A 19288-nucleotide genomic window follows, 5' to 3' on the forward strand; every position below is an offset into this window, starting at 1 on the left:
CGGCCCTGCGGGCCACCTTCTCCCCGAGAGGGAGAAGAACAACTGGTGCGCACCATTCCTCTCCCACTTGGGGAGAGGGTGGATCGCGCATAGCGCGAGACGGGTGAGGGTTTTACCCAGCCGCCACCGCTGTGCGCGGCATTTCCGAGAAAATCTCCGCCTTCCCGTCACGAATGATGACGATCTCTTCGAGCCGCAGGCCGAACTGGCCTTGTAGATAGATGCCGGGTTCGATGGAAAAGACCATGCCTTCGTCGAGCACGGTTTCGCTGGTGCCGGTGATGTAGGGCGCTTCATGCACGTCGATGCCGAGGCCGTGGCCGGTGCGGTGGAGGAAATTGGGGCCGTAGCCGGCATTGGTGATGACGTCGCGGGCCGCCTTATCGACTTCGCTGGCTTTGGCGCCGGGAACGGCGGCTGCGATGGCAGCTTCGACGGCGCGGTCTATGATCGAGTGGATCTGACCGTAGCCTTCCGGCGCCGATTGGAAATAGCCCATGCGGGTCATGTCCGAGGGGTAGCCATCGAGACGGCAGCCGGTATCGATCAGCACGGCATCGCCGGATTTAAGTTGGGTCGCGCCGGTGTGATGGTGCGGGAACGCGCCGTTGGGGCCGAAGCAGACAGAGCAGAATTCGGTTGTAGCGCCATTGGCCTTGTAGAAGTCGCCGATGAAGGCGGCGACGTCGAGTTCGGTCATGCCGGGCTTTAGGGCGGCAAAGGCGGCAGCGACGGCGCGATCGTTGAGGAGATGCGCGGCCTTGAGGCGCTTATATTCGTCCTCGTCCTTGCGCGAACGGAGATAGCCGACCGTATCCTGGGTGAAGCGGCGCTCTGAGTCCGGTAGGGCATCGAGCAGCAGCAGCGAAAAATCGGTGCGCATGGTTTCGTCGAGAACGATCGACGGGTTTTCGCGGGAAATGCCCGTGGCGTCGATCAGTTGTTCGAGTGCGGCGCTTGGGCCATCGGCATCGGCCCAAGGGAAGAAGGGCAGATCGGTGTACTGGCGGGAGCTATCGACGTTCAGCGCTGGCATCAGGAAGCCGGCATAGGTCTGGCTCACGAGCAGCATGACCGGACGCTCATCGCCATGGGGCGAGAGATCAGCAAGCCAACGCATGTGGCTCGAGGGGCCGATGGCAACGAGATCGGTCGAGGTCTCGGCCATGCGGCGGCGGAGATTGGCCATGCGGGTGGTGAGCGTGGGATTCATGACGGGCTCGCGAAGTTGGAAAAGATGGGCGGAGCCGAGCGGGAGGAGGATGCCCGGCTCCGCAGGCGGCGGCACGAGGGACTTGTCGCCGCCAAGGATGGTCGCGGAGTTTGGGCTCCGCGACGCCGTTCGGATTAGTTCTTGGTCACGAGGCGATAGTAGACGAAGTCCGAGGTCGCGCCGTTGACATAGCCTTCCACATTGTTCGCCATGGCAATCGTGAGGGCGGCCTGGAACATGATGACGATCGGGCTTTCGGCCTGAACCTTCTTCTGCAGATCGACATAGAGCTCGTTGCGCTTGGCCTGATCGGGCTCGGCGAGAGCAGCATTGACCTCGTCGTTCATTTCCTGGGGCACGGCCCAGGCGTTACGCCAGGTCGTGGTTGCAGTGTAGTTGTCGTCCGCATTGTTCGAATTATAGGCGAAAGCCTTGGCGTTCGAATGGGGGTCCATGAAGTCCGGGCCCCAATAGAGCAGCATGGCCTGGTGGGTACGCTCACGATACTTCGTGATCACCTGAGCGCCGGTGCCGGGCAGGATTTCGAAGTTGATGCCAGCCTCCGAGAAACCAGCCTGCAGCGACTGGGCAATGTCGGTGAACGGGGTCGAATTGATCACGTCGAGGGTGACGTTGATCGGAGTTTCGACACCAGCGTCAGCCAGGATCTGCTTGGCCTTTTCGACATCATAGGTGAACGGGGTCTCGTCATAGGAACCCGGGAAACCCTTGGGCCAGAAAGCCTGGTGCTTTTCCATCTGGCCCTTGAGGAAAGTCTCGGTCATCCCGTCATAGTCGACGAGGTAACGCGCGGCTTCCCAGATGGCCGGATTGGTCAGCGAGTCGGTCTTCTGGTTGAACGACAGGAAGTGGACGGCGGCCTGCGGATAGGTCTCGACCTTGACGTTCTCGCCGAGACCCGAGATCTGGTCCGGGGTCAGGTTCTTGGCGATATCGACGTCGCCCGAGGTCAGCAGAAGCTGCTGGGTGGCAGCTTCGGCGACGTGACGGATGAGGATCTGCTTCATGGCGGGGACGCCACGGAAGTAGTTCTCGTTGGCCGTGAGACGCACGAGTTCAGCCGGGCGGTAGTCGGTCATCACGAACGGACCAGAACCAGCCGAGTTGGTGTTGAGCCAGGCATTGCCCCAGTCTTCGCCTTCGACATGCTGGGAGACCAGAGCTTCGTCGACGATCGAGGCCGGGCGGGCAGCAAGGACGTTGAGCACGAAGGCGGAGGCGAAATCGCCGTCCCACTTCACGGTGACGGTGTTGCCGTCGACGGTGACCATGTCGTCGATATTGTCGACAGTCCAGCCAAGCTGGGTCAGGATGAAAGCAGGCGTCAGGTTGAGCGTGACGACGCGCTTGAAGGAATAGAGCACGTCTTCGGCGCGAACCGGATTGCCCGAGGCAAACTTGGCGTCGCGGATGGTGAAGGTGATCGACTTGTTAGCGTCGTCAGCTTCCCAGCTTTCGGCAATGCCGCCGACGAGGGTAGAGGTGTCTTCGGCTTCGTACTGAACGAGGCGATCGTAGACATTGGTGTTGATCTCGCCGGCCGAGAATTCATAGGCTTGGGCGGGGTCGAGCGCGACGATATCGTCGATGTTCTGGGCGATGACGAGAGCATCGGCGGGGGTGGCGGCATAGACGGCGCCCGCTGCCAGCGGCAGGCTGAGCGCAGTCGCCAACAGGGCGGCGCGGAAAATCTTCATGTGCGTTTCTCCTTTGGAATGACTTTTTTGCGGACCGGCTTGTTCGCGCCGGTTTTGGGTTTCGCTGCCTGGCGCGCGGGACGCGCGGTAGAGCGGAAAAGGGCGAGCGTGCCGGTCCATAAAAGCTTGGCCGGCTGATCGGTGTGGTTGGACCAGGAATGGGGCCGGTTGCCACGGAAATGAAGGCTATCGCCGGCGTTCATCACCATTTCCTCCCCATCGAGGCGCTGGGTGATCGCGCCTTCGAGCACGTAGAGGATTTCTTCCCCTTCATGCGCGACGGTTTCGGATCGGTAGCCGGGCGGCACGCTCATGACGAAGCTTGAAAGCTGATTGCCGGGAAATTCGGCGCCAAGGCGCTCATAGACGATGGAAGAGCCATCGATCGAAAAGCGATTGCGCTCCCCTGCCCGCGTCAGCGCATTGTGCGGCGCCGGAGTTGCGACAAAGTAGTCGATGGAAACACCGAGCGCCCTCGAAATCTGGGCGAGCGTGCCGAGCGAGGGCGTGGCATGGTCGCGCTCCACCTGGCTGAGATAGCCGACCGAAACTTCGGCGGCGGCGCCAAGATCCATCAGCGTCATTTGCTGCTGGCGGCGACGGGCACGAATGAGCGCGCCCACTTTGGGGTGCCCCTCATCCTCTTTTGCCAAAGCGTTTTGCGCCATGCGTCCCACCAAAATTTTTTTGATATAAGCAAAGTTTCTTGTATGGTGGAAGTGAAATGTGAAGGTTTTGCAATCTGCAGGAGAGTCAACCTGCGGCGATAAAACCTTGTTATTGCGAGAGGATTTCGCATGGCAACTGACCAGTCGGCGTTACCCTCGCCTACGCCTCGAAATTTTGCCAGCAAGCGTACAAAGCGACGCGCGCTGGCCATCGGCGGCTTCATCGTTACGCTTTTCCTCACCTTTTTGGGGCTGCTCGCCATCACCTTTTTCATCGGCCGGGTGATCCCGATCGATCCGGTGCTCGCAGTGGTGGGCGATCGGGCGACACAGGCGCAGTATGATGCCGCCAAGATCGCCATGGGGCTGGATCGGCCGCTTTACGAGCAGTTTTTCACCTATGTGGTGAACGTCTTTTCGGGTGATCTCGGGCGGTCAGTTTCGACGGGCCGGGCAGTTGCGGACGATCTAAGCCGGTTCTTTCCAGCCACCTTTGAAATGGCGACGCTCGGCATTCTGATCGGTGTTGCTCTCGGCGTGCCACTCGGTGTCACTGCCGCCTCGCGTCAGGGCTCCTGGCTCGATCAGGCCATTCGTGTCGTGGGTCTTCTCGGCTATTCGGTGCCCGCCTTCTGGCTCGGGCTCGTAGGCCTTGCCCTCTTCTATGCTCGCCTACGCTGGGTCGGCGGACCGGGCCGTCTCGACATTTTCTTCGATGGGCTGGTCACGCCAATCACCGGCATGATCCTGATCGACAGCCTCATCCAGGGCGAGTTCGAGATATTCATGAACGCGCTCTGGCACATCATCCTGCCGGCCTCCGTGCTGGGCTTTTTCAGCCTCGCCTATATCGCCCGCATGACGCGCAGTTTCATGCTCGATCAGTTGAGCCAGGAATTCGTCACCACGGCTCGGGTGAAGGGCGTGCCGGAACGGATTGTCATCTGGCGCCACGCTTTCAATCCCATTCGCGTGCCGTTGATCACGGTGATCGGCCTCTCCTATGCCGGCCTTTTGGAAGGCTCGGTGATGATCGAGACGGTCTTTTCCTGGCCCGGCATCGGCAATTATCTGACGACAGCCCTGCTCAATGCCGACATGAATGCCGTGCTCGGCTCGACGCTGGTTATCGGCGCCGTCTTCATCGTCATCAACAAAGTTTCGGACGTGCTCTATCGCGTCCTCGATCCGAGGGCTCGCTAATGACCACCCGCGCCTGGCTTCTCGCCGACTCCCCCACTTCGCGCTGGCAGGCCAATGCCGGCCGCGCCTATCGGGTGTTCACCGCCCTCCTCCGCAATCCACTTTCGGTGCTCGGCGGGGTCATTATTTTGGTCCTCCTGCTGACCGCCCTGTTCGCGCCTTGGATCGCGCCGTTTTCGCCCACGGGCCAGAACCTCAGCCAGCGCCTCCTGCCGCCGTCCGGCGTCAACTGGATGGGCACGGATGAACTGGGCCGCGACATTTTCTCGCGCGTGGTCTGGGGTTCGCAGATCACGCTGACCATCGTGCTGATGGTGGCGCTGATCTCGGCGCCCCTGGGCCTCCTCATCGGTGCCATCTCCGGCTATTTCGGTGGCTGGGTCGACAAGATCCTGATGGGCTTTACCGACATATTCCTGTCCCTGCCCAAGCTGATCCTGGCGCTAGCTTTCGTCGCGGCGCTCGGGCCGGGCATCAACAATGCCATCATCGCCATCGCCATCACCTCGTGGCCGGCCTATGCGCGTATCGCGCGCGCTGAAACGCTGACTATTCGCAATGCCGAATATATCTCGGCCGTGCAACTGGCCGGTGGCGGGCCGATCCGCGTGATCGTGCAGCACATCCTGCCGCTCTGTACCTCTTCGATGATCGTGCGCGTGACGCTCGACATGGCTGGGGTCATCCTGACCGCAGCAGGCCTTGGTTTTATCGGCCTTGGCGCACAACCGCCGCTGCCCGAATGGGGTGCGATGATTTCGCGTGGCCGTACCTTCATTCTCGATCAGTGGTGGGTCGCGACCATGCCCGGCTTTGCCATCATCATCGTCTCGCTCGGTTTTTGTTTTCTTGGCGATGGGTTGAGGGATGTGCTCGACCCAAAGAGCGAGGGCAAGTCATGAGTGCTCCCTTGCTAGAAGTCGAAAATCTCCGGGTTTCGTTTCCGACCCATTCGGGCCGCGTCGAAGTGGTGAAGGGGCTTTCCTTCACCCTCGGCCGCGAGCGGCTGGGTATTGTGGGCGAGAGCGGTTCGGGCAAGTCGATGACGGGTCGTTCGATCCTCAAACTCATCCGCAAGCCGGGTGAAGTGACTGCCGACAAGCTGCGTTTTGAGGGGATCGATATCCTCGACCAGAACGAAAAGCAGATGCGCGCCATTCGCGGCGCCCGCATTTCGATGGTCATGCAAGACCCAAAGTTCTCGCTCAATCCGGTGATGACCGTGGGCGAGCAGATCGCCGAGGCGCTGGTGACGCACCAGAAACTCGGGCGCAAGGAAGTGCAGCAGCGCATTCTCGACATGCTTGTTGCCGTGCGCATCAACGATCCCGAGCGCGTGGCAAAACTCTATCCGCATGAAGTTTCAGGCGGCATGGGCCAGCGCATCATGATCGCCATGATGTTGATCCCTGAGCCGGAACTGCTCATCGCCGACGAGCCGACTTCGGCGCTCGACGTTTCGGTGCAGGCGCAGGTGCTCGACATCATCGACGATCTCGTGACCCGCAAGGGCATGGGGCTGATCCTGATCAGCCACGATCTGGCGCTGGTGAGCCGCTATTGCGACCGGATTCTGGTGATGAATTCGGGCCAGGTGGTTGAGGAATGCGCGGCGGGGCAGTTGGACCAGGCGCAGCACCCTTATACGCGAGGCCTGCTGGCGGCCATGCCAGTGATTGACGAAACACGCGACGAATTGCCGGTGCTCGACCGGACACAATGGGCGGGCACATGAGCGCACTTACCCTCAAGAACCTCGACATTTCCTATGGCGACACCAAGGTCGTGCATGGGGTGAACCTCGAAGTGCCGGAAGGCGAAAGTTTTGCCTTCGTGGGCGAAAGCGGCTCGGGCAAGTCGACGATCCTCCGCGCCATTGCCGGGCTCGCCCCGGAATGGACCGGCGAGATCTCGGTGCTGGGCAAGCCTCGCACCCATGGCGTTGACCGCAATGTGTCGCGCCAGGTGCAGATGGTGTTCCAGGACCCCTATGGGTCGCTGCATCCACGAAAAACCATCGACTCCGCTCTCGCAGAGCCGCTCGCCATTCACGGCATTGGCAATCGCGGCGAGCGGGTGGAAGCCGTGCTCAAGCAGGTTGGCCTCGACCAGCGTTTCCGCTTCCGTTTCCCGCACCAGCTTTCCGGCGGCCAGCGCCAACGCGTGGCCATTGCCCGGGCGCTGATGCTTGAACCAAAAGTGCTGCTGCTCGACGAGCCGACTTCGGCGCTCGACGTTTCGGTGCAGGCTGAGATTCTCAATCTCCTCAAGCGCCTGCGCCGGGAACAGAACCTCACCTTCCTGATGGTGACGCACAACCTGCCCGTCGTGAGCTTCCTCTGCGACCGCCTCGCCGTGATGCGGCATGGCCGGATCGTCGAGATTGCCGACGTCGCCCAGCTCAAGCAGGGCGACCTCAAGGAGCCCTATTCGCGCGAATTGCTCGCCGCGACGGCCGCCTGATTTTTAGACCAAGGACTATTGAAATGACTGACCATTCCGCCGCCCTCGCCGCATTTGATGCAGCTATTGCCGAGGCCAAGGGTGTCGAGGCGGCGTTTGCCGCGCTGCAGACGCTGACCGAAGCGACCGTGGGCGTGAAGCTTTTCACCTATATGACCGTCGACATGGAAAACGAACTAGCTCGCCGCGCCTATACGAGCGATGCCGTCAGCTACCCGACTTCGGGCACCAAGCCGATCCACTACGATGCCTGGTTCGACATCGTGCACAAGCAGCACGCTTACTTCGTCGCCAACACCATCGAAGACATCGCCAAGGTGTTTCCGGACTATGAGCTGATCAATTCGCTCGGCTGCCAATCGGTGGTGAACATGCCCGTCATCCTTGGCGGCGAACTGGTCGGCACGGTCAACATGCTGCACGAGACAGATTTTTATACGCCGGAGCGTGTGGCGGAGATCAAGGCTGTGCTGTCGATCCCGGCGAAGTTGGCAGCGGCGGTTGCTGCGCGCTGAAGCTGAAGTTCAGCCAGAGAATCGAAAGGCCCGCGGTGATGACCGCGGGCCTCTTTGTTTTCGGTGGTGCAACGGTACCATCCCAGGGAAAACCCTTAGCTCGCCGTGGCGATCAGGGTGGCGTTGCCGCCGGCTGCCGTGGTGTCGATACACACATGCCGCTCATGTTGCAGACGGGCGACGTCTTCGGTTGAGGTCAGCAACGGCAGGATCGCCCCATCGCGGCCGGCGAGCGTCCGACGGATCCTGCTCAGCGTCGCGTCATCGCCAAACCAGGCGACGGCATCGAAGGTGGTCGCGTGGGCCAGTTGAAAGTTATCCAAGGCAGCGACCAGCGGCACGCAGCCGGCCTGGCCGGCCATGACCTTCTGGGCCGAGATATCGGCTTCGGTCGGGCCAAGGCACAACAGGGTACCGCGCGGCGAGACGTGCAGCACATTGCTTTCGCCCGTCGGGCCCGGCAGCGTTTCGGCGGCAGCCTGCGGACCGGAATGACCCTTCGTAAAACGCGGAAGATAGTGCGGGCCGCCGGCCTTGGGGCCGGTGCCTGAGAGACCTTCGCCGCCAAAGGGCTGGGAGCCGACGACGGCACCGATCTGGTTGCGGTTGACGTAGATATTGCCGGCGTGAACAGCGGCCGAAACCTTCTTCACGCGGCTCGAAATGCGGGTGTGCATGCCGAAGGTGAGACCATAGCCGGAGGCGTTGATTGCGTCGATGACGCTATCGAGTTCGTCGGCCTTGAAGGTTGCGACGTGGAGGACCGGCCCGAAGATTTCTTCCGGAATTTCCCCGATGCCACCGACCTTTACGACGGTGGGCGCAACGAAGGTGCCAGCGGCGGGCGCCTTCATCGCATGAATCACCTTCTTCGCGTTAACATCCACATAGGACTGGATTTTCTTGCGCGCCGGCTCGTCGATGATCGGGCCGATGTCGGTGGCGAGATCCCAGGGATTGCCGAGGGTCAGTTCGTCCATCGCACCCTTGAGCATTTCAATGGTCCGCTCGGCCGCATCTTCCTGCACATAGAGCACGCGCAGCGCCGAGCAGCGCTGACCGGCAGACTGGAAGGCCGAGGCGAGAATGTCGCGTACGGCCTGTTCGGGCAGTGCTGTCGAGTCGACGATCATGGCGTTGAGGCCGCCGGTTTCGGCGATCAACGGCGCCTTGGCGTCGACATGTTCGGCCATGGCGCGATCGATGCGATGGGCAGTTGGCAGCGAGCCGGTGAAGGCAACGCCGGCAATACGCGCATCCGAAGTCAACGCCGTGCCAACATCGGGGCCGCCCGGCATAAGCTGGATGGCGTCGGTCGGGATACCGGCTTCGTGCATCAGCTGCACGGCGCGGAAGGCAATGAGCGGGGTCTGCGGCGCCGGCTTTGCCACGACCGGATTGCCGGCGACGAGCGCCGCGGCGATCTGGCCGGAGAAGATGGCGAGCGGAAAATTCCACGGCGAGATGGCGACGAAGGGACCGCAGGCCGCGGCCAGCGGCTTGGTCTCGGCTTCGGCTGCGTAATAGCGCAGGAAGTCGACGGCCTCGCGGACTTCGGCAATGGCATCCGCCCACGACTTGCCGGCTTCACGGGCCAGCAGCGCAAAGAGTTCGGCGCGGTTGGCTTCGTAGAGGTCGGCCGTCTTGCGCAGCAATTCGGCGCGGGTGCCGACGGCGGTCTGCGACCACGTGCTGGCGACGGCGGCGGAGATGGCTGCGGTGACACCCTTGGCCGAAGCCGAGACAACCTGACCGACGATGTCGGTGGGGTCGGCCGGGTTGATGACCGGCGTGGTCTCGTTCGAAGCCTCGGCGACCGGCAGCGGCGTTGCCAGCCACTGGGTCTTGCAGAAGGTTTCGCGGGCGGCTTTTACCGCGCCAAAGGCAACTGGGTCGGTCAAGTCGAGACCGGCCGAATTGCGGCGCGCGCCGAAGACGGCGTCGGGCAGCGGGATGTTCGGGTTGGCAAAGCCATCGAGCGCCAGGAGCTTGGTGATCGGGTCTTCGGCGACCTTGGCGGCAGGGATGTCTTCGTCGGCAATCTGGTAGACGAAAGAGCCATTGGCGCCATTTTCGAGCAGGCGGCGCACGAGATAGGCCAAGAGGTCCTTGTGCGGACCGACCGGCGCGTAGATGCGCGTGGTGGTGCCATGATTGCTGCGCAGAACTTCGTGCAGGCGCTCGCCCATGCCGTGGAGGCGCTGGAACTCATAGGTGTCGTTGAGGCGACCGGCTTCAGCGGCGAGATGCAGCACGGCAGCGGCCGTGTGGGCATTGTGAGAGGCGAACTGGGGGTAGATGCGCTTCTTGGAAAAGAGCTTCCGCGCGGCAGCGATATAGCTGACGTCGGTGATGGCCTTGCGGGTGTAGACCGGGAAACCCGGCAAGCCAAGCACCTGGGCGCGCTTGATTTCGGCGTCCCAATAGGCGCCCTTGACGAGCCGCACCATGATCGTGCGGTTGAGTTTTTCGGCCGTGGCTTCGAGCCAGTCGATGAGCGGCAGCACGCGCTTGCCATAGGCCTGGACGACGACACCAAAGCCTTCCCAACCGGCGAGTTCCGGCGTTCCCAACACGGCTTCGATGATTTCGAGCGAGAGATCGAGCCGGTCGGCTTCTTCGGCGTCGATGTTGAAGCCCATATTGGCTTGCCGGGCTGCGAGAGCCAGCTTGCGGGTGGCATCAACCAGTTCGGTCAGCACGCGCTCGCGCTGGGCATATTCGTAGCGCGGGTGCAGGGCCGAGAGTTTTACCGAAATGCCGGGATTGTCGCGCACGGCGGGAGAGGTGCAATGCGGGGCGAGCGTCGCGATCGCATCGGCATAAGCCTTGAAATAGCGCTGGGCATCTTCCAAGGTGCGAGCGGCTTCGCCGAGCATGTCATAGGAGTAGCGATAGCCGAGGGCTTCGGGCTTTTTCGCATTGGTGACGGCTTCATCGATGGTGCGGCCGAAGACGAACTGACTACCGAGGAGGCGCATGGCCTGACCGACGGCGGTGCGGATGACCGGCTCGCCAAGACGGGCGATGGCACGATGGAGGGCGTTCTTGGGGCCGACTTCTGGATCACCGAGCACGTCTGCGGTGAGGTTGAGGGCCCAGGACGAGAAATTGACCAACGTGCTGGACGAGCCGCCGAAATGGCTGGCCCAATCGGAGCCGCCGACCTTATCGTGGATCAGCGCATCGACGGTTTCGGCGTCGGGCACGCGCAGCAGTGCTTCGGCGAGTGACATCAGCGCCACGCCTTCGTCGGACGCGAGGCCATATTCGGCGAGGAAACTTTCCATGAGGCCGAGCTTGTTGCCCGAGCGCACCGATGTCACCAGCTTTTCGGCATGCGCTGAGATCGTTTTGCGCGTGGCATCGTCGAGGCCGGTGGCTTCAATCAGTTGAGGGACGAGGGTGTTTTCATCCGCATAGATGCGGGCGCGCATGGCATCGCGAAAGGCAGTGGTATCGGTCATGGAGGTGCACTCAAAAGCGTTGCCTCAAAATGCCAGAACCGCGAAAGGCGTTTCGCCTATTTTTCTGGCCGCCTCGTGACTGCCATGATAATTCGTGAGCGTTGGACAGGCGAATGAACCATGAAGACGGTTAGTCTCGAAACTTTGGACCAGATTGACCGCCGAATACTCGATGAGCTGGCGCGCGATGGACGCCTGAGCGTTGCAGAGCTCAGTCGAAGGGTCAATCTGTCGAAGACGCCGTGCCAAGCTCGCATCAAGCGCCTGGAAGCCGAAGGGTATATTTTGGGGTATCGGGCTGTCATCGATCCTGAGCGCTTGGGTCTGCCGCATGTCGCCTTCGTGGAAGTCAAACTTTCGGACACGCGAAAGGCCGCATTGGCTGCATTCAACAAGGCTGTGCGTGCGCTGCCCGAGGTTGAGCAGGCGCATATGATCGCCTCTAGCTTCGATTACCTGCTCAAGGTGCGCACCAAGGATATCGCCGCTTATCGCGAGGTATTGGGCGAGAAGATTTCCGCCCTGCCGCATGTCGCCCATACGAGCACGCACGTGTCCATGGAAGCCGTGAAGGACGATGCCGACTAAAGTTGTGTACGAAGCGAACCCTAGCCTAAAAATTGGACTTGTGCGGACTGCGCCGCAAAAATAGGCTCGCATTGCAATCACTAGAAGCCAGGAGCCCCGCCTGGCAAGGAACAAGACATGTCACGCACGATCAAAGCCGCCCTGCTCCTGGGCCTCGCTTCAGCCAGCCTTGCTACGCCAGCCCTCGCTCAGGGCAAGACGCTCACTATTTCCTGGTGGGGTTTTAATGGCGAAAAGCTCGAAGAATTCGTTCTCGCGCCCTTCCGCGAGCAGTGCGGCTGCGAAATCCAGTTCGAAACCGGCAACAACGGCGAGCGCCTCAACAAGCTGCAGATCCGGAATGGTGCCGGCGTCGACGTCGCCTATTTCTCCGACAGCTTTTCGCAGCAGGGCATCGAGCTCGGCCTGTTCCAGCAGCTCGATCGCAGCAAGCTGACGAACCTCGATGGTCTTTACGACCTCGCCAAGGATCCGCAGGGCGGCTATGGCCCGGCCTATACGATCGGCCGCGTTGGCATCGTTTATGACTCGGCCAAGGTAACGACGCCGATCACCTCATGGAACGACCTGTGGCGCGAAGATCTCGCCTCGTCGCTGTCGCTGCCGGGCATCACGACCACGGCCGGTCCGATGGTTGTGGTCAAGGCCGGTGAGCACCAGGGCGTCGATGCCTTCGCCGATGCCGATGGCGCCTTTGCCGGCATTGAAGCACTGAAGCCGAACGTGGTGAAGAACTACAACACCGGCTCCGAGATGATCAACCTCTTCTCGACCGGCGAAGTGACCGCCGCCGTGGCGCAGGACTTCACACTCGGCCAGATCCAGGCTGCCGTGCCGTCCGTCGTCTGGGCCGATCTCTCGGAAGGCTCGATCGCGACGCTCAACACCGTCAATATTCCGAAGGGCGCTGCCGAGCCGGAACTGGCCTACCAGTTCATCAACTTCATCCTCTCCCCGGAAATCCAGCAGAAGCTGGCCGAGGAGGGCGTTGACGCGCCGGTGGTGAAGTCGGTCGAACTGACGCCAGAACAGGCTTCGCTGTGGACCTATGGCGCGGACGTGATCGCCGGCCTCCAGAGCATCGACTCCGCCAAGCTCAATGCTGCAAAGGGCGGCTGGGTGGATCGCTGGAACGAAATCTTCGGCATGTAAGATTTTGGGGTGTCAGGGTGTGCAAAACGCCCCGACGCCCACTCTTTCATTCCCGCCGCGTCGGGAATCCCATATGCACGCCCAAATAGAGATTCCCGTTCTTTGGGAATGAGCCAGTGGTTGAGGGACCACCGCAGCAAAGGCCAAGGCCAATGAAACGCTTAGCAGGTTGGACGCTCGCGTCGCCCGCCACTCTCCTCGTGCTGCTCGGGCTGGTCGCCCCGGTAGCGGCGACAATTTATACGACGTTCGGTACGCCCGGCGGTCCCCTCGCCACCTATCAGGCATTCTTTGCCAGTGGTTTCCGCCGCACTGTTTTACTGCGCACAATCAATGTGTCGCTGATTGTCACCGTCATCGCGCTGGTGATCGGGTTCATCACCGCCTATGTCGTGTCGCGCGCGCCAGGCTGGCTCAAATCCATCCTGATCGTCGCGGCGGTGTTTCCGCTGTTGACCGGTGTGGTCGTGCGCTCGTTCGCCTGGCTGATTATTTTGGGCAAGAACGGCATTCTCAATTCGTCGCTGATCAATCTCGGGATCATCAGCGAGCCGCTGCAGATGCTTTACACGCAGGGCTCCGTGATCGTCGCGATGGTCTATCTCTTCGTGCCGCTGATGGTTCTTACCCTCGTTGGCGTGCTCGAAGCCATTCCCGATGACCTGATCCAGGCGTCGGCTTCGCTTGGCGCCAATTCCTGGGCGACATTCACCCAGGTCATCCTGCCGCTCGCCGTGCCGGGCCTGATCGTCGGCGCCGTGCTTGTCTTTACCGGTAGCTTTACCTCTTACGCCACACCGCAATTGCTGGGCGGTGAGCAGGTGATGATGATGGGCACGCTGATGTATCAGCAGGCCATGGTGACCTTTGATTGGGTCAGCGCCTCGACCATCGCCGCCATCATGGTGGTGATCACCATCGCCATCGTGGCCGCCATGAATGCCGCAGCGCGGCGCCTCAACCCGATGACTGTATGATGCCGACAAAACTCCACCCTGCCCTGATCGGCTTCACCGTCCTCGTCTTCATTTTCCTTGTGGGGCCGCTGGTCATCGTCGTTGGCTCGGCGCTGAGCGACACGACCTATCTCACCTTCCCGCCGCAGGGCCTGAGCCTGCGCTGGTTTCAGAATATCTTTGAAATCGACGCGTTTCGGCGCACCATCCTGACGAGTCTGCAAGTTGCAGTGATTTCGACCTTCGTCGCTCTAATCATCGGCATTCCGGCATCCTATGCGATGAGCCGCTATCGCATCCAACTGCCGCGCTGGCTGTCGACGCTGTTCATTTTGCCGGTGCTGGTGCCCGAACTGGTTCTGGGCTTCTCGCTGCTCAAAAACCTGGCCTTCCAGTTCAATGCGCCGATCTACCTATCGCTGATCATTGGGCACACGATCCTGATCCTGCCCTATGTGATCCGGGTGATTTCGGCCTCGCTGGCCTCGTTCGATTTCTCCATCGAGGAAGCTGCGATCAGCCTAGGTTCGCCGCCGCTGAAGACTTTCTTCACGGTGCTCTTGCCCAATGTGCGGTCTGGGGTCATCGCGGCGTTCATTCTGGCCTTCATCACTTCGGTCAACGATGTGTCGATCTCGATCTTCCTGACCGGACCGGGCATTTCCACCCTGCCTATCCAGCTCCTTGCGCATATGGAGCAGTTTTTCGATCCTACCGTCGCTTCGGTTTCGGTCATGCTCATGGTGCTCACCGTGGCCGTGATGGCCATTGTCGAGCGCACGCTGGGCCTCACCTTCCTTGCCAAATAGAGGTCTGCCGTGACCAAGCCACTGTCCATTCGCAATATCACCGCCCACTACGGCCAGACCAAGGTGCTTGAGGACCTATCGCTCGATATCGGCGAGGGTGAGCTCGTTTCGCTTCTCGGTGCTTCCGGTTGCGGCAAGACGACGACGCTGCGTCTTGTTGCAGGCTTTCTGCAACCGACCTCGGGCACGATTACGCTTGGCGGCAAGGACCTGACGCGACTTCCCGCGCATCAGCGCGATATCGGCCTCGTGTTCCAGAACTACGCCTTATTCCCGCATCTCAGTGTCGCCGACAATGTCGGCTTTGGCCTCAAGCAGCGCGGCGTTTCCGGTGCGGACAAGACCAAGCGGGTCAACGCCATGCTCGAGCGCGTCGGTCTTGCCCATCTCGCCGAGCGCCTGCCCGGTGCATTGTCCGGTGGGCAGAAGCAGCGCGTAGCGCTGGCGCGTGCCCTCGTCATCGAACCGCAATTGCTGATGTTCGACGAGCCGCTTTCAAACCTCGACGCCAAGCTGCGCGTCGACATGCGCGTCGAAATTCGCCAGCTGCAGCGCGCCAATGGCACGACGTCGGTCTATGTGACCCACGACCAGGAAGAGGCGTTTTCGATCTCGGACCGCGTGGCGATCATGCATGCGGGCAAGATTATGCAGCTCGATACGCCTGAAAACCTCTACCAGCGCCCGGCCAATGCTTTCGTGGCGCGGTTTGTCGGCTTTGAAAACCTTGTCTCGATGAAGGTCGTGGCGCGCGATGGGGCGCAGGTGACAGCCGAAGCGGCGGGTGGGGTGAAACTGACGCTGGGGCTCGAGCATTTTGGCGAGATCCCCGATGCGTTCGTGCTCGCCTGCCGTGCCGATGGGCTTTCAGTCACCGACAACATGGCCGTCGAAGGCATTCCAACGACGCTGGGGCTGCGGACTTATCTCGGCCGCGCCTATCAGTATCAGAGCGAAACGGCGGCTGGCACCTTGGTCGCAAATGGTCCGCTGTCGCGGCCGCTGGAACCGGGCTCGGCGGCTAAACTTGTGCCGGTGCCGGATCAGTGCACAATTCTGGCCATGGAATGACTATCCTTCTGACCAATGCCTTGGTCGTCACCATGGACGATGACCTGACCGTTCACGAGAACGGCTGGGTCGAGATCGAAGGAACAACGATCAAGGCGCTGGGCTCAGGAACGCCACGGGATTTTCCGGGCGCTGAGATCGTCGATTGCGGCGGCGATATCGTCATGCCGGGCATGGTAAATGCGCACTGCCATATGGCAATGTCGGTGTTTCGCGGCTTGGGCGAGGATGTTGACGACCGGCTCTATCGCTACATCCTGCCGCTTGAGCGCAAATTCGTTTCGCCGGAAATGGTGCGCGCCGGATCGGCGCTGTCGGCTCTGGAAATGATCCAAGGCGGCGTGACGACGGTCGCAGATATGTATTACTTCGAAACCGAAGTGGGCGATGTTTGCGCCGAGGCGGGATTGCGCGCCATTGTCGGGCAGACGCTCGCGGACTTCGATCCGCCGGATCATAAGAATTTCGATGAGGGTTTTGCGCGCGTCGAAGAACTGGTTGATCGGTACAAGGATCATCCACTTGTGACGCCGTCGATCGCGCCGCATGCGCCCTATTCGACCGGGCTCAAGACTATGGCGCGGGTGGCCGAATGGTCGGCGGCCCATCCCGAGGTGCCGGTGCAGATGCACCTCGCCGAAAGTACGCTCGAGGTGAAATGGGCGCTCGACAATCATGGCAAGTCTAGTGTTGCGGTGACCGCGGAATCTGGCCTTCTCAAGCCAAACCTGATTTGCGCGCACTGTCTGCAACTCGATGATGCGGATATCCTGCAGATGTCGATCGAACAGGTCTGCGTCGTCACCAATCCGCGTTCGAATGGCAAGGCGGGACGCGGGATCGCGCCAGTCGAGATGATGCGCAATGCGGGCCTGCCTGCCGGGATCGGCAGCGATGGCGCGATGAGCGGCAATACGCTCGATCTCTTCAGCCAGTTTGCGCCGGTCTCGATGTTTGCCAAGCTCCTGGCCGGATCGCGCAAGCCGCTTCCGGCTGTCGAAGTCATTCGGATGGCAACGATCGACGGGGCGCGGGCGCTGAGCCTCAACCTCAAGACCGGATCCCTCGAAGTCGGCAAGCAGGCGGACCTGATCCGCATTAGCCTTGCGGCGCCGCGTCTGCATCCGATGTACGATCCCTATTCGGCGCTGGTCTTTGCGGCCATGCCATCGGACGTGACCGACACGATGGTCGCGGGCCGTTGGTTGATGCGTGACCGGCAGATCCAAACTATGGATAAGAATAAGGTCGTTGCCGATGCAAATCAGATTGCGCGGCAATTCAAAGCCGAAATGGAAAGGATCGATCGCCTGAACTAGCGTTCAATCGCGGTGCGGTGGTCAAATGGTGCGATCATGAAGAAGCGCGTTGTCATCGACACCGATCCAGGCCTTGACGATGCCCTGGCAATTCTTTTTGCGCTCGGGTGCGGACGCTTCGAGGTGCTTGGGCTAACCACGGTCGGCGGCAATATCGGACTTGATCGGACGACGCTCAATGCCGGCGGGCTGCTGGCCGTAATGGAGCGTGGTGATATCCCTGTTATACGCGGTTCCGACGTGCCGCTTACGCGCGAGCAGCAGGACATCATCGCCATTGTTCATGGGGCGGATGGGCTCAAGGGTATCACCCTGCCCGAGCCTCTGGCTCCCGCGTCTGATGGTGCTTCGGCCTGGATCGCTGCGACCTTGGCGGCCGCAGAGCCCGGCAGCATCGACATTCTGGCGCTGGGACCGCTGACCAATATTGCGCATTTCGTCACCGAACATCCCGAGGCCGTTGGCCTGATTGGCGAGATCATCGTCATGGGCGGGACGCTCAATGAGCCAGGCAATTCGGGACCAAATTCCGAGTTTAATTTTGCGACCGATCCGGAGGCGGTTTCGGTGGTGCTCGGCAGCGGCGCTAAGGTGACGGTCGTGCCGCTCGACGTGACCCGAAAGGTTCGGGCGCAATTGGACTATGTCGAGGCGCTGCCGGACACGCCGCATGGTCGATTGGCACGCGAAGTTCTAGGGCAATATATGCAGGACGGCCGGCAAAGCCGCGCCCTGCACGACCCTTGCGTGATGCTCCTGGCGCTTGAGCCCGACATTTTCAGGCTGGAAAAGCTGGCGCTCGATGTCGATCTCGGCGAGCCACCGGATGCCGGCCGACTGCTTGTGGACAAGCGCGGATCGCTGGTCAACGTCGCGCTGGGCGTGGATGCAGAGCGTGCCCTGGCGCTGTTGCGGACCGGTTTCGCCTGATCAAGCCGGCAGTTCCTGCTCGACGAGCGTCGTCCAGAAGCGCGCTCCTGTTGGGATCGCTTCATCGTTGAAATCATAGCGTGAATTATGATGCAGCGCGCCATCGACGGCGGGGCCATTGCCGAGCCAGACATAGGCGCCGGGGACTTCGGCGCTGAAAAAAGCAAAATCATCGCCAGCCGTGGACGGTGGAAAGTCGGTGACGACGGAGCGGCCTGTTGCGGCGGCGGCGGCGTGTAGAGCGCGCTGTGTCGCGTCGGGGTGATTGACCACAGGCGGGATGCGGCGGAGAAAGTTGTAGTCGGCTTCAACGCCGAAGGTCGCTGCAATGCCCTGGGCTACAATGCCAATTTCCTTCTCGAGCTGGTCGCGCACCTCTGGCGTATAGGCGCGCGCGGTGCCGCCGATGCGCACGGTGTCGGGGATGACGTTGAGCGCCTTGAAGTCGCCGGCGTCGAGCGCGCAGGCGCTGATCACCGCAGGCTGGAGCGGATCCACGACACGAGCGACGATGGTGTGGATGGCGGCGAGAAAATGGCCGGCGGCGGTTATGGCATCGCGGCCGAGATGGGGTTTGGCGCCGTGGGTTCCGATACCTTTGAAGGTCACGGTCCAACTGTCCGATGACGCCAATTGCGGGCCCACTACCACGGCCATTTCATTGGTCGCGAGGCCGGGCATATTGTGGAGGCCGTAGACAGCGTCAACGGGGAACAGTTGCAAAAAGCCTTGCTCCAGCATGGCCTTGGCGCCGCCCCTGCCCTCTTCGGCGGGCTGGAAGATGAATTGAACGGTGCCAGAAAAGTTGCGCGTGCGGGCGAGATGGCGGGCGGCGGCGAGGAGCATGACGGTGTGACCATCATGACCGCAGGCGTGCATGGTGTTGGGCGTTTCCGACTTATAGAGACGGTCGGCAAGCTCGGGCATGGCAAGCGCATCCATGTCCGCGCGCAGGGCAATGCGGCGGGTGCCGGTGCCAATCTTGAGCGTGCCGACAATACCGGTTTTGCCGAGGCCGCGATGGACTTCGATGCCCGCTTCACTGAGCTTTTCCGCGACGATGGCGCTGGTGCGGACCTCTTCGAAGCCGAGTTCGGGGTGAGCGTGGAGATCGCGGCGGAGTGCGGTCATAGCTTCGAGTTCGAAGGGATCGTTGCTGCCCGATTGCATTGGCCTTACCGTCTTGCGATAGAATTCTGGGACATAGCTTGCGGGT

At 61.4% G+C, this 19288-nt stretch carries 17 protein-coding genes; 12 read left to right on the forward strand and 5 right to left on the reverse strand.

The features are described from left to right. Positions 1-112 precede the first annotated feature (112 nt). The 3 genes from ASG47_RS02105 to ASG47_RS02115 all read right to left on the reverse strand — a co-directional run bounded on the left by ASG47_RS02105 (position 113) and on the right by ASG47_RS02115 (position 3599). The gene (locus tag ASG47_RS02105; protein ID WP_061907278.1) at positions 113-1213 is read right to left on the reverse strand and encodes a M24 family metallopeptidase; all 1101 of its coding nucleotides are present in this window, start codon (positions 1211-1213) and stop codon (positions 113-115) included. A gap of 134 nt (positions 1214-1347) precedes the next feature. Further along, positions 1348-2931: an ABC transporter substrate-binding protein gene (locus tag ASG47_RS02110; RefSeq protein WP_061907069.1), complete on the reverse strand. Its 1584-nt coding sequence runs from the start codon at positions 2929-2931 to the stop codon at positions 1348-1350. Next, positions 2928-3599, reverse strand: coding sequence for a helix-turn-helix domain-containing protein (locus ASG47_RS02115; RefSeq protein WP_061907070.1), 672 nt, complete (start codon positions 3597-3599; stop codon positions 2928-2930). The genes ASG47_RS02110 and ASG47_RS02115 overlap by 4 nt, the downstream gene beginning before the upstream one ends. Before the next feature lie 129 nt (positions 3600-3728). Between ASG47_RS02115 and ASG47_RS02120 the strand changes: the two genes are divergently transcribed. From ASG47_RS02120 to ASG47_RS02140, 5 genes are read left to right on the forward strand one after another with little or no spacing between them, the layout of a single operon-like run. Continuing rightward, positions 3729-4802 (forward strand): ABC transporter permease, encoded by a 1074-nt coding sequence (locus tag ASG47_RS02120; protein WP_061907071.1) that lies wholly within the window; start codon positions 3729-3731, stop codon positions 4800-4802. Continuing rightward, a complete protein-coding gene (locus tag ASG47_RS02125; protein ID WP_061907072.1) occupies positions 4802-5704 on the forward strand; it encodes an ABC transporter permease in 903 nt (300 codons plus the stop codon). Before ASG47_RS02120 ends, ASG47_RS02125 begins: the two co-directional genes overlap by 1 nt. After that, positions 5701-6537, forward strand: a complete 837-nt coding sequence (locus ASG47_RS02130) for an ABC transporter ATP-binding protein (protein WP_061907073.1) — start codon at positions 5701-5703, stop codon at positions 6535-6537. The genes ASG47_RS02125 and ASG47_RS02130 overlap by 4 nt, the downstream gene beginning before the upstream one ends. Continuing rightward, positions 6534-7265 carry an ABC transporter ATP-binding protein gene (locus ASG47_RS02135; RefSeq protein ID WP_061907279.1) on the forward strand — a complete coding sequence of 244 codons (732 nt, stop codon included), beginning with the start codon at positions 6534-6536 and terminating at the stop codon, positions 7263-7265. The genes ASG47_RS02130 and ASG47_RS02135 overlap by 4 nt, the downstream gene beginning before the upstream one ends. Positions 7266-7288: 23 nt before the next feature. After that, positions 7289-7780: a GAF domain-containing protein gene (locus ASG47_RS02140; RefSeq protein WP_061907074.1), complete on the forward strand. Its 492-nt coding sequence runs from the start codon at positions 7289-7291 to the stop codon at positions 7778-7780. 95 nt (positions 7781-7875) lie between these two features. Here the strand turns inward: ASG47_RS02140 and putA are convergent, their stop codons facing one another. Further along, the gene (putA, locus tag ASG47_RS02145; RefSeq protein WP_061907075.1) at positions 7876-11247 is read right to left on the reverse strand and encodes a bifunctional proline dehydrogenase/L-glutamate gamma-semialdehyde dehydrogenase PutA; all 3372 of its coding nucleotides are present in this window, start codon (positions 11245-11247) and stop codon (positions 7876-7878) included. A 120-nt stretch (positions 11248-11367) separates the two neighbouring features. Here putA and ASG47_RS02150 point away from each other — a divergent pair, with 120 nt between their 5' ends. The 7 genes from ASG47_RS02150 (at position 11368) to ASG47_RS02180 (ending at position 18072) form a co-directional block, all read left to right on the forward strand. Then, positions 11368-11835, forward strand: coding sequence for an Lrp/AsnC family transcriptional regulator (locus tag ASG47_RS02150; RefSeq protein WP_061907076.1), 468 nt, complete (start codon positions 11368-11370; stop codon positions 11833-11835). A 117-nt stretch (positions 11836-11952) separates the two neighbouring features. Then, positions 11953-12987 carry an ABC transporter substrate-binding protein gene (locus ASG47_RS02155; protein ID WP_061907077.1) on the forward strand — a complete coding sequence of 345 codons (1035 nt, stop codon included), beginning with the start codon at positions 11953-11955 and terminating at the stop codon, positions 12985-12987. A gap of 152 nt (positions 12988-13139) precedes the next feature. Beyond that, a complete protein-coding gene (locus tag ASG47_RS02160; RefSeq protein ID WP_061907078.1) occupies positions 13140-13964 on the forward strand; it encodes an ABC transporter permease in 825 nt (274 codons plus the stop codon). Then, the gene (locus tag ASG47_RS02165; RefSeq protein ID WP_061907079.1) at positions 13961-14752 is read left to right on the forward strand and encodes an ABC transporter permease; all 792 of its coding nucleotides are present in this window, start codon (positions 13961-13963) and stop codon (positions 14750-14752) included. The genes ASG47_RS02160 and ASG47_RS02165 overlap by 4 nt, the downstream gene beginning before the upstream one ends. Positions 14753-14761: 9 nt before the next feature. After that, positions 14762-15823: an ABC transporter ATP-binding protein gene (locus ASG47_RS02170; RefSeq protein ID WP_061907080.1), complete on the forward strand. Its 1062-nt coding sequence runs from the start codon at positions 14762-14764 to the stop codon at positions 15821-15823. Beyond that, positions 15820-17142 carry an amidohydrolase family protein gene (locus tag ASG47_RS02175; protein WP_061907081.1) on the forward strand — a complete coding sequence of 441 codons (1323 nt, stop codon included), beginning with the start codon at positions 15820-15822 and terminating at the stop codon, positions 17140-17142. The genes ASG47_RS02170 and ASG47_RS02175 overlap by 4 nt, the downstream gene beginning before the upstream one ends. Before the next feature lie 36 nt (positions 17143-17178). Then, positions 17179-18072, forward strand: a complete 894-nt coding sequence (locus tag ASG47_RS02180) for a nucleoside hydrolase (RefSeq protein ID WP_061907082.1) — start codon at positions 17179-17181, stop codon at positions 18070-18072. Here ASG47_RS02180 and ASG47_RS02185 read toward each other — a convergent pair whose 3' ends face one another. Continuing rightward, positions 18073-19242, reverse strand: a complete 1170-nt coding sequence (locus tag ASG47_RS02185) for a M20 aminoacylase family protein (RefSeq protein ID WP_061907083.1) — start codon at positions 19240-19242, stop codon at positions 18073-18075. Positions 19243-19288: the final 46 nt, after the last annotated feature.

It is taken from the genome of Devosia sp. Leaf420, from assembly GCF_001425445.1.
GTDB lineage: Bacteria > Pseudomonadota > Alphaproteobacteria > Rhizobiales > Devosiaceae > Devosia.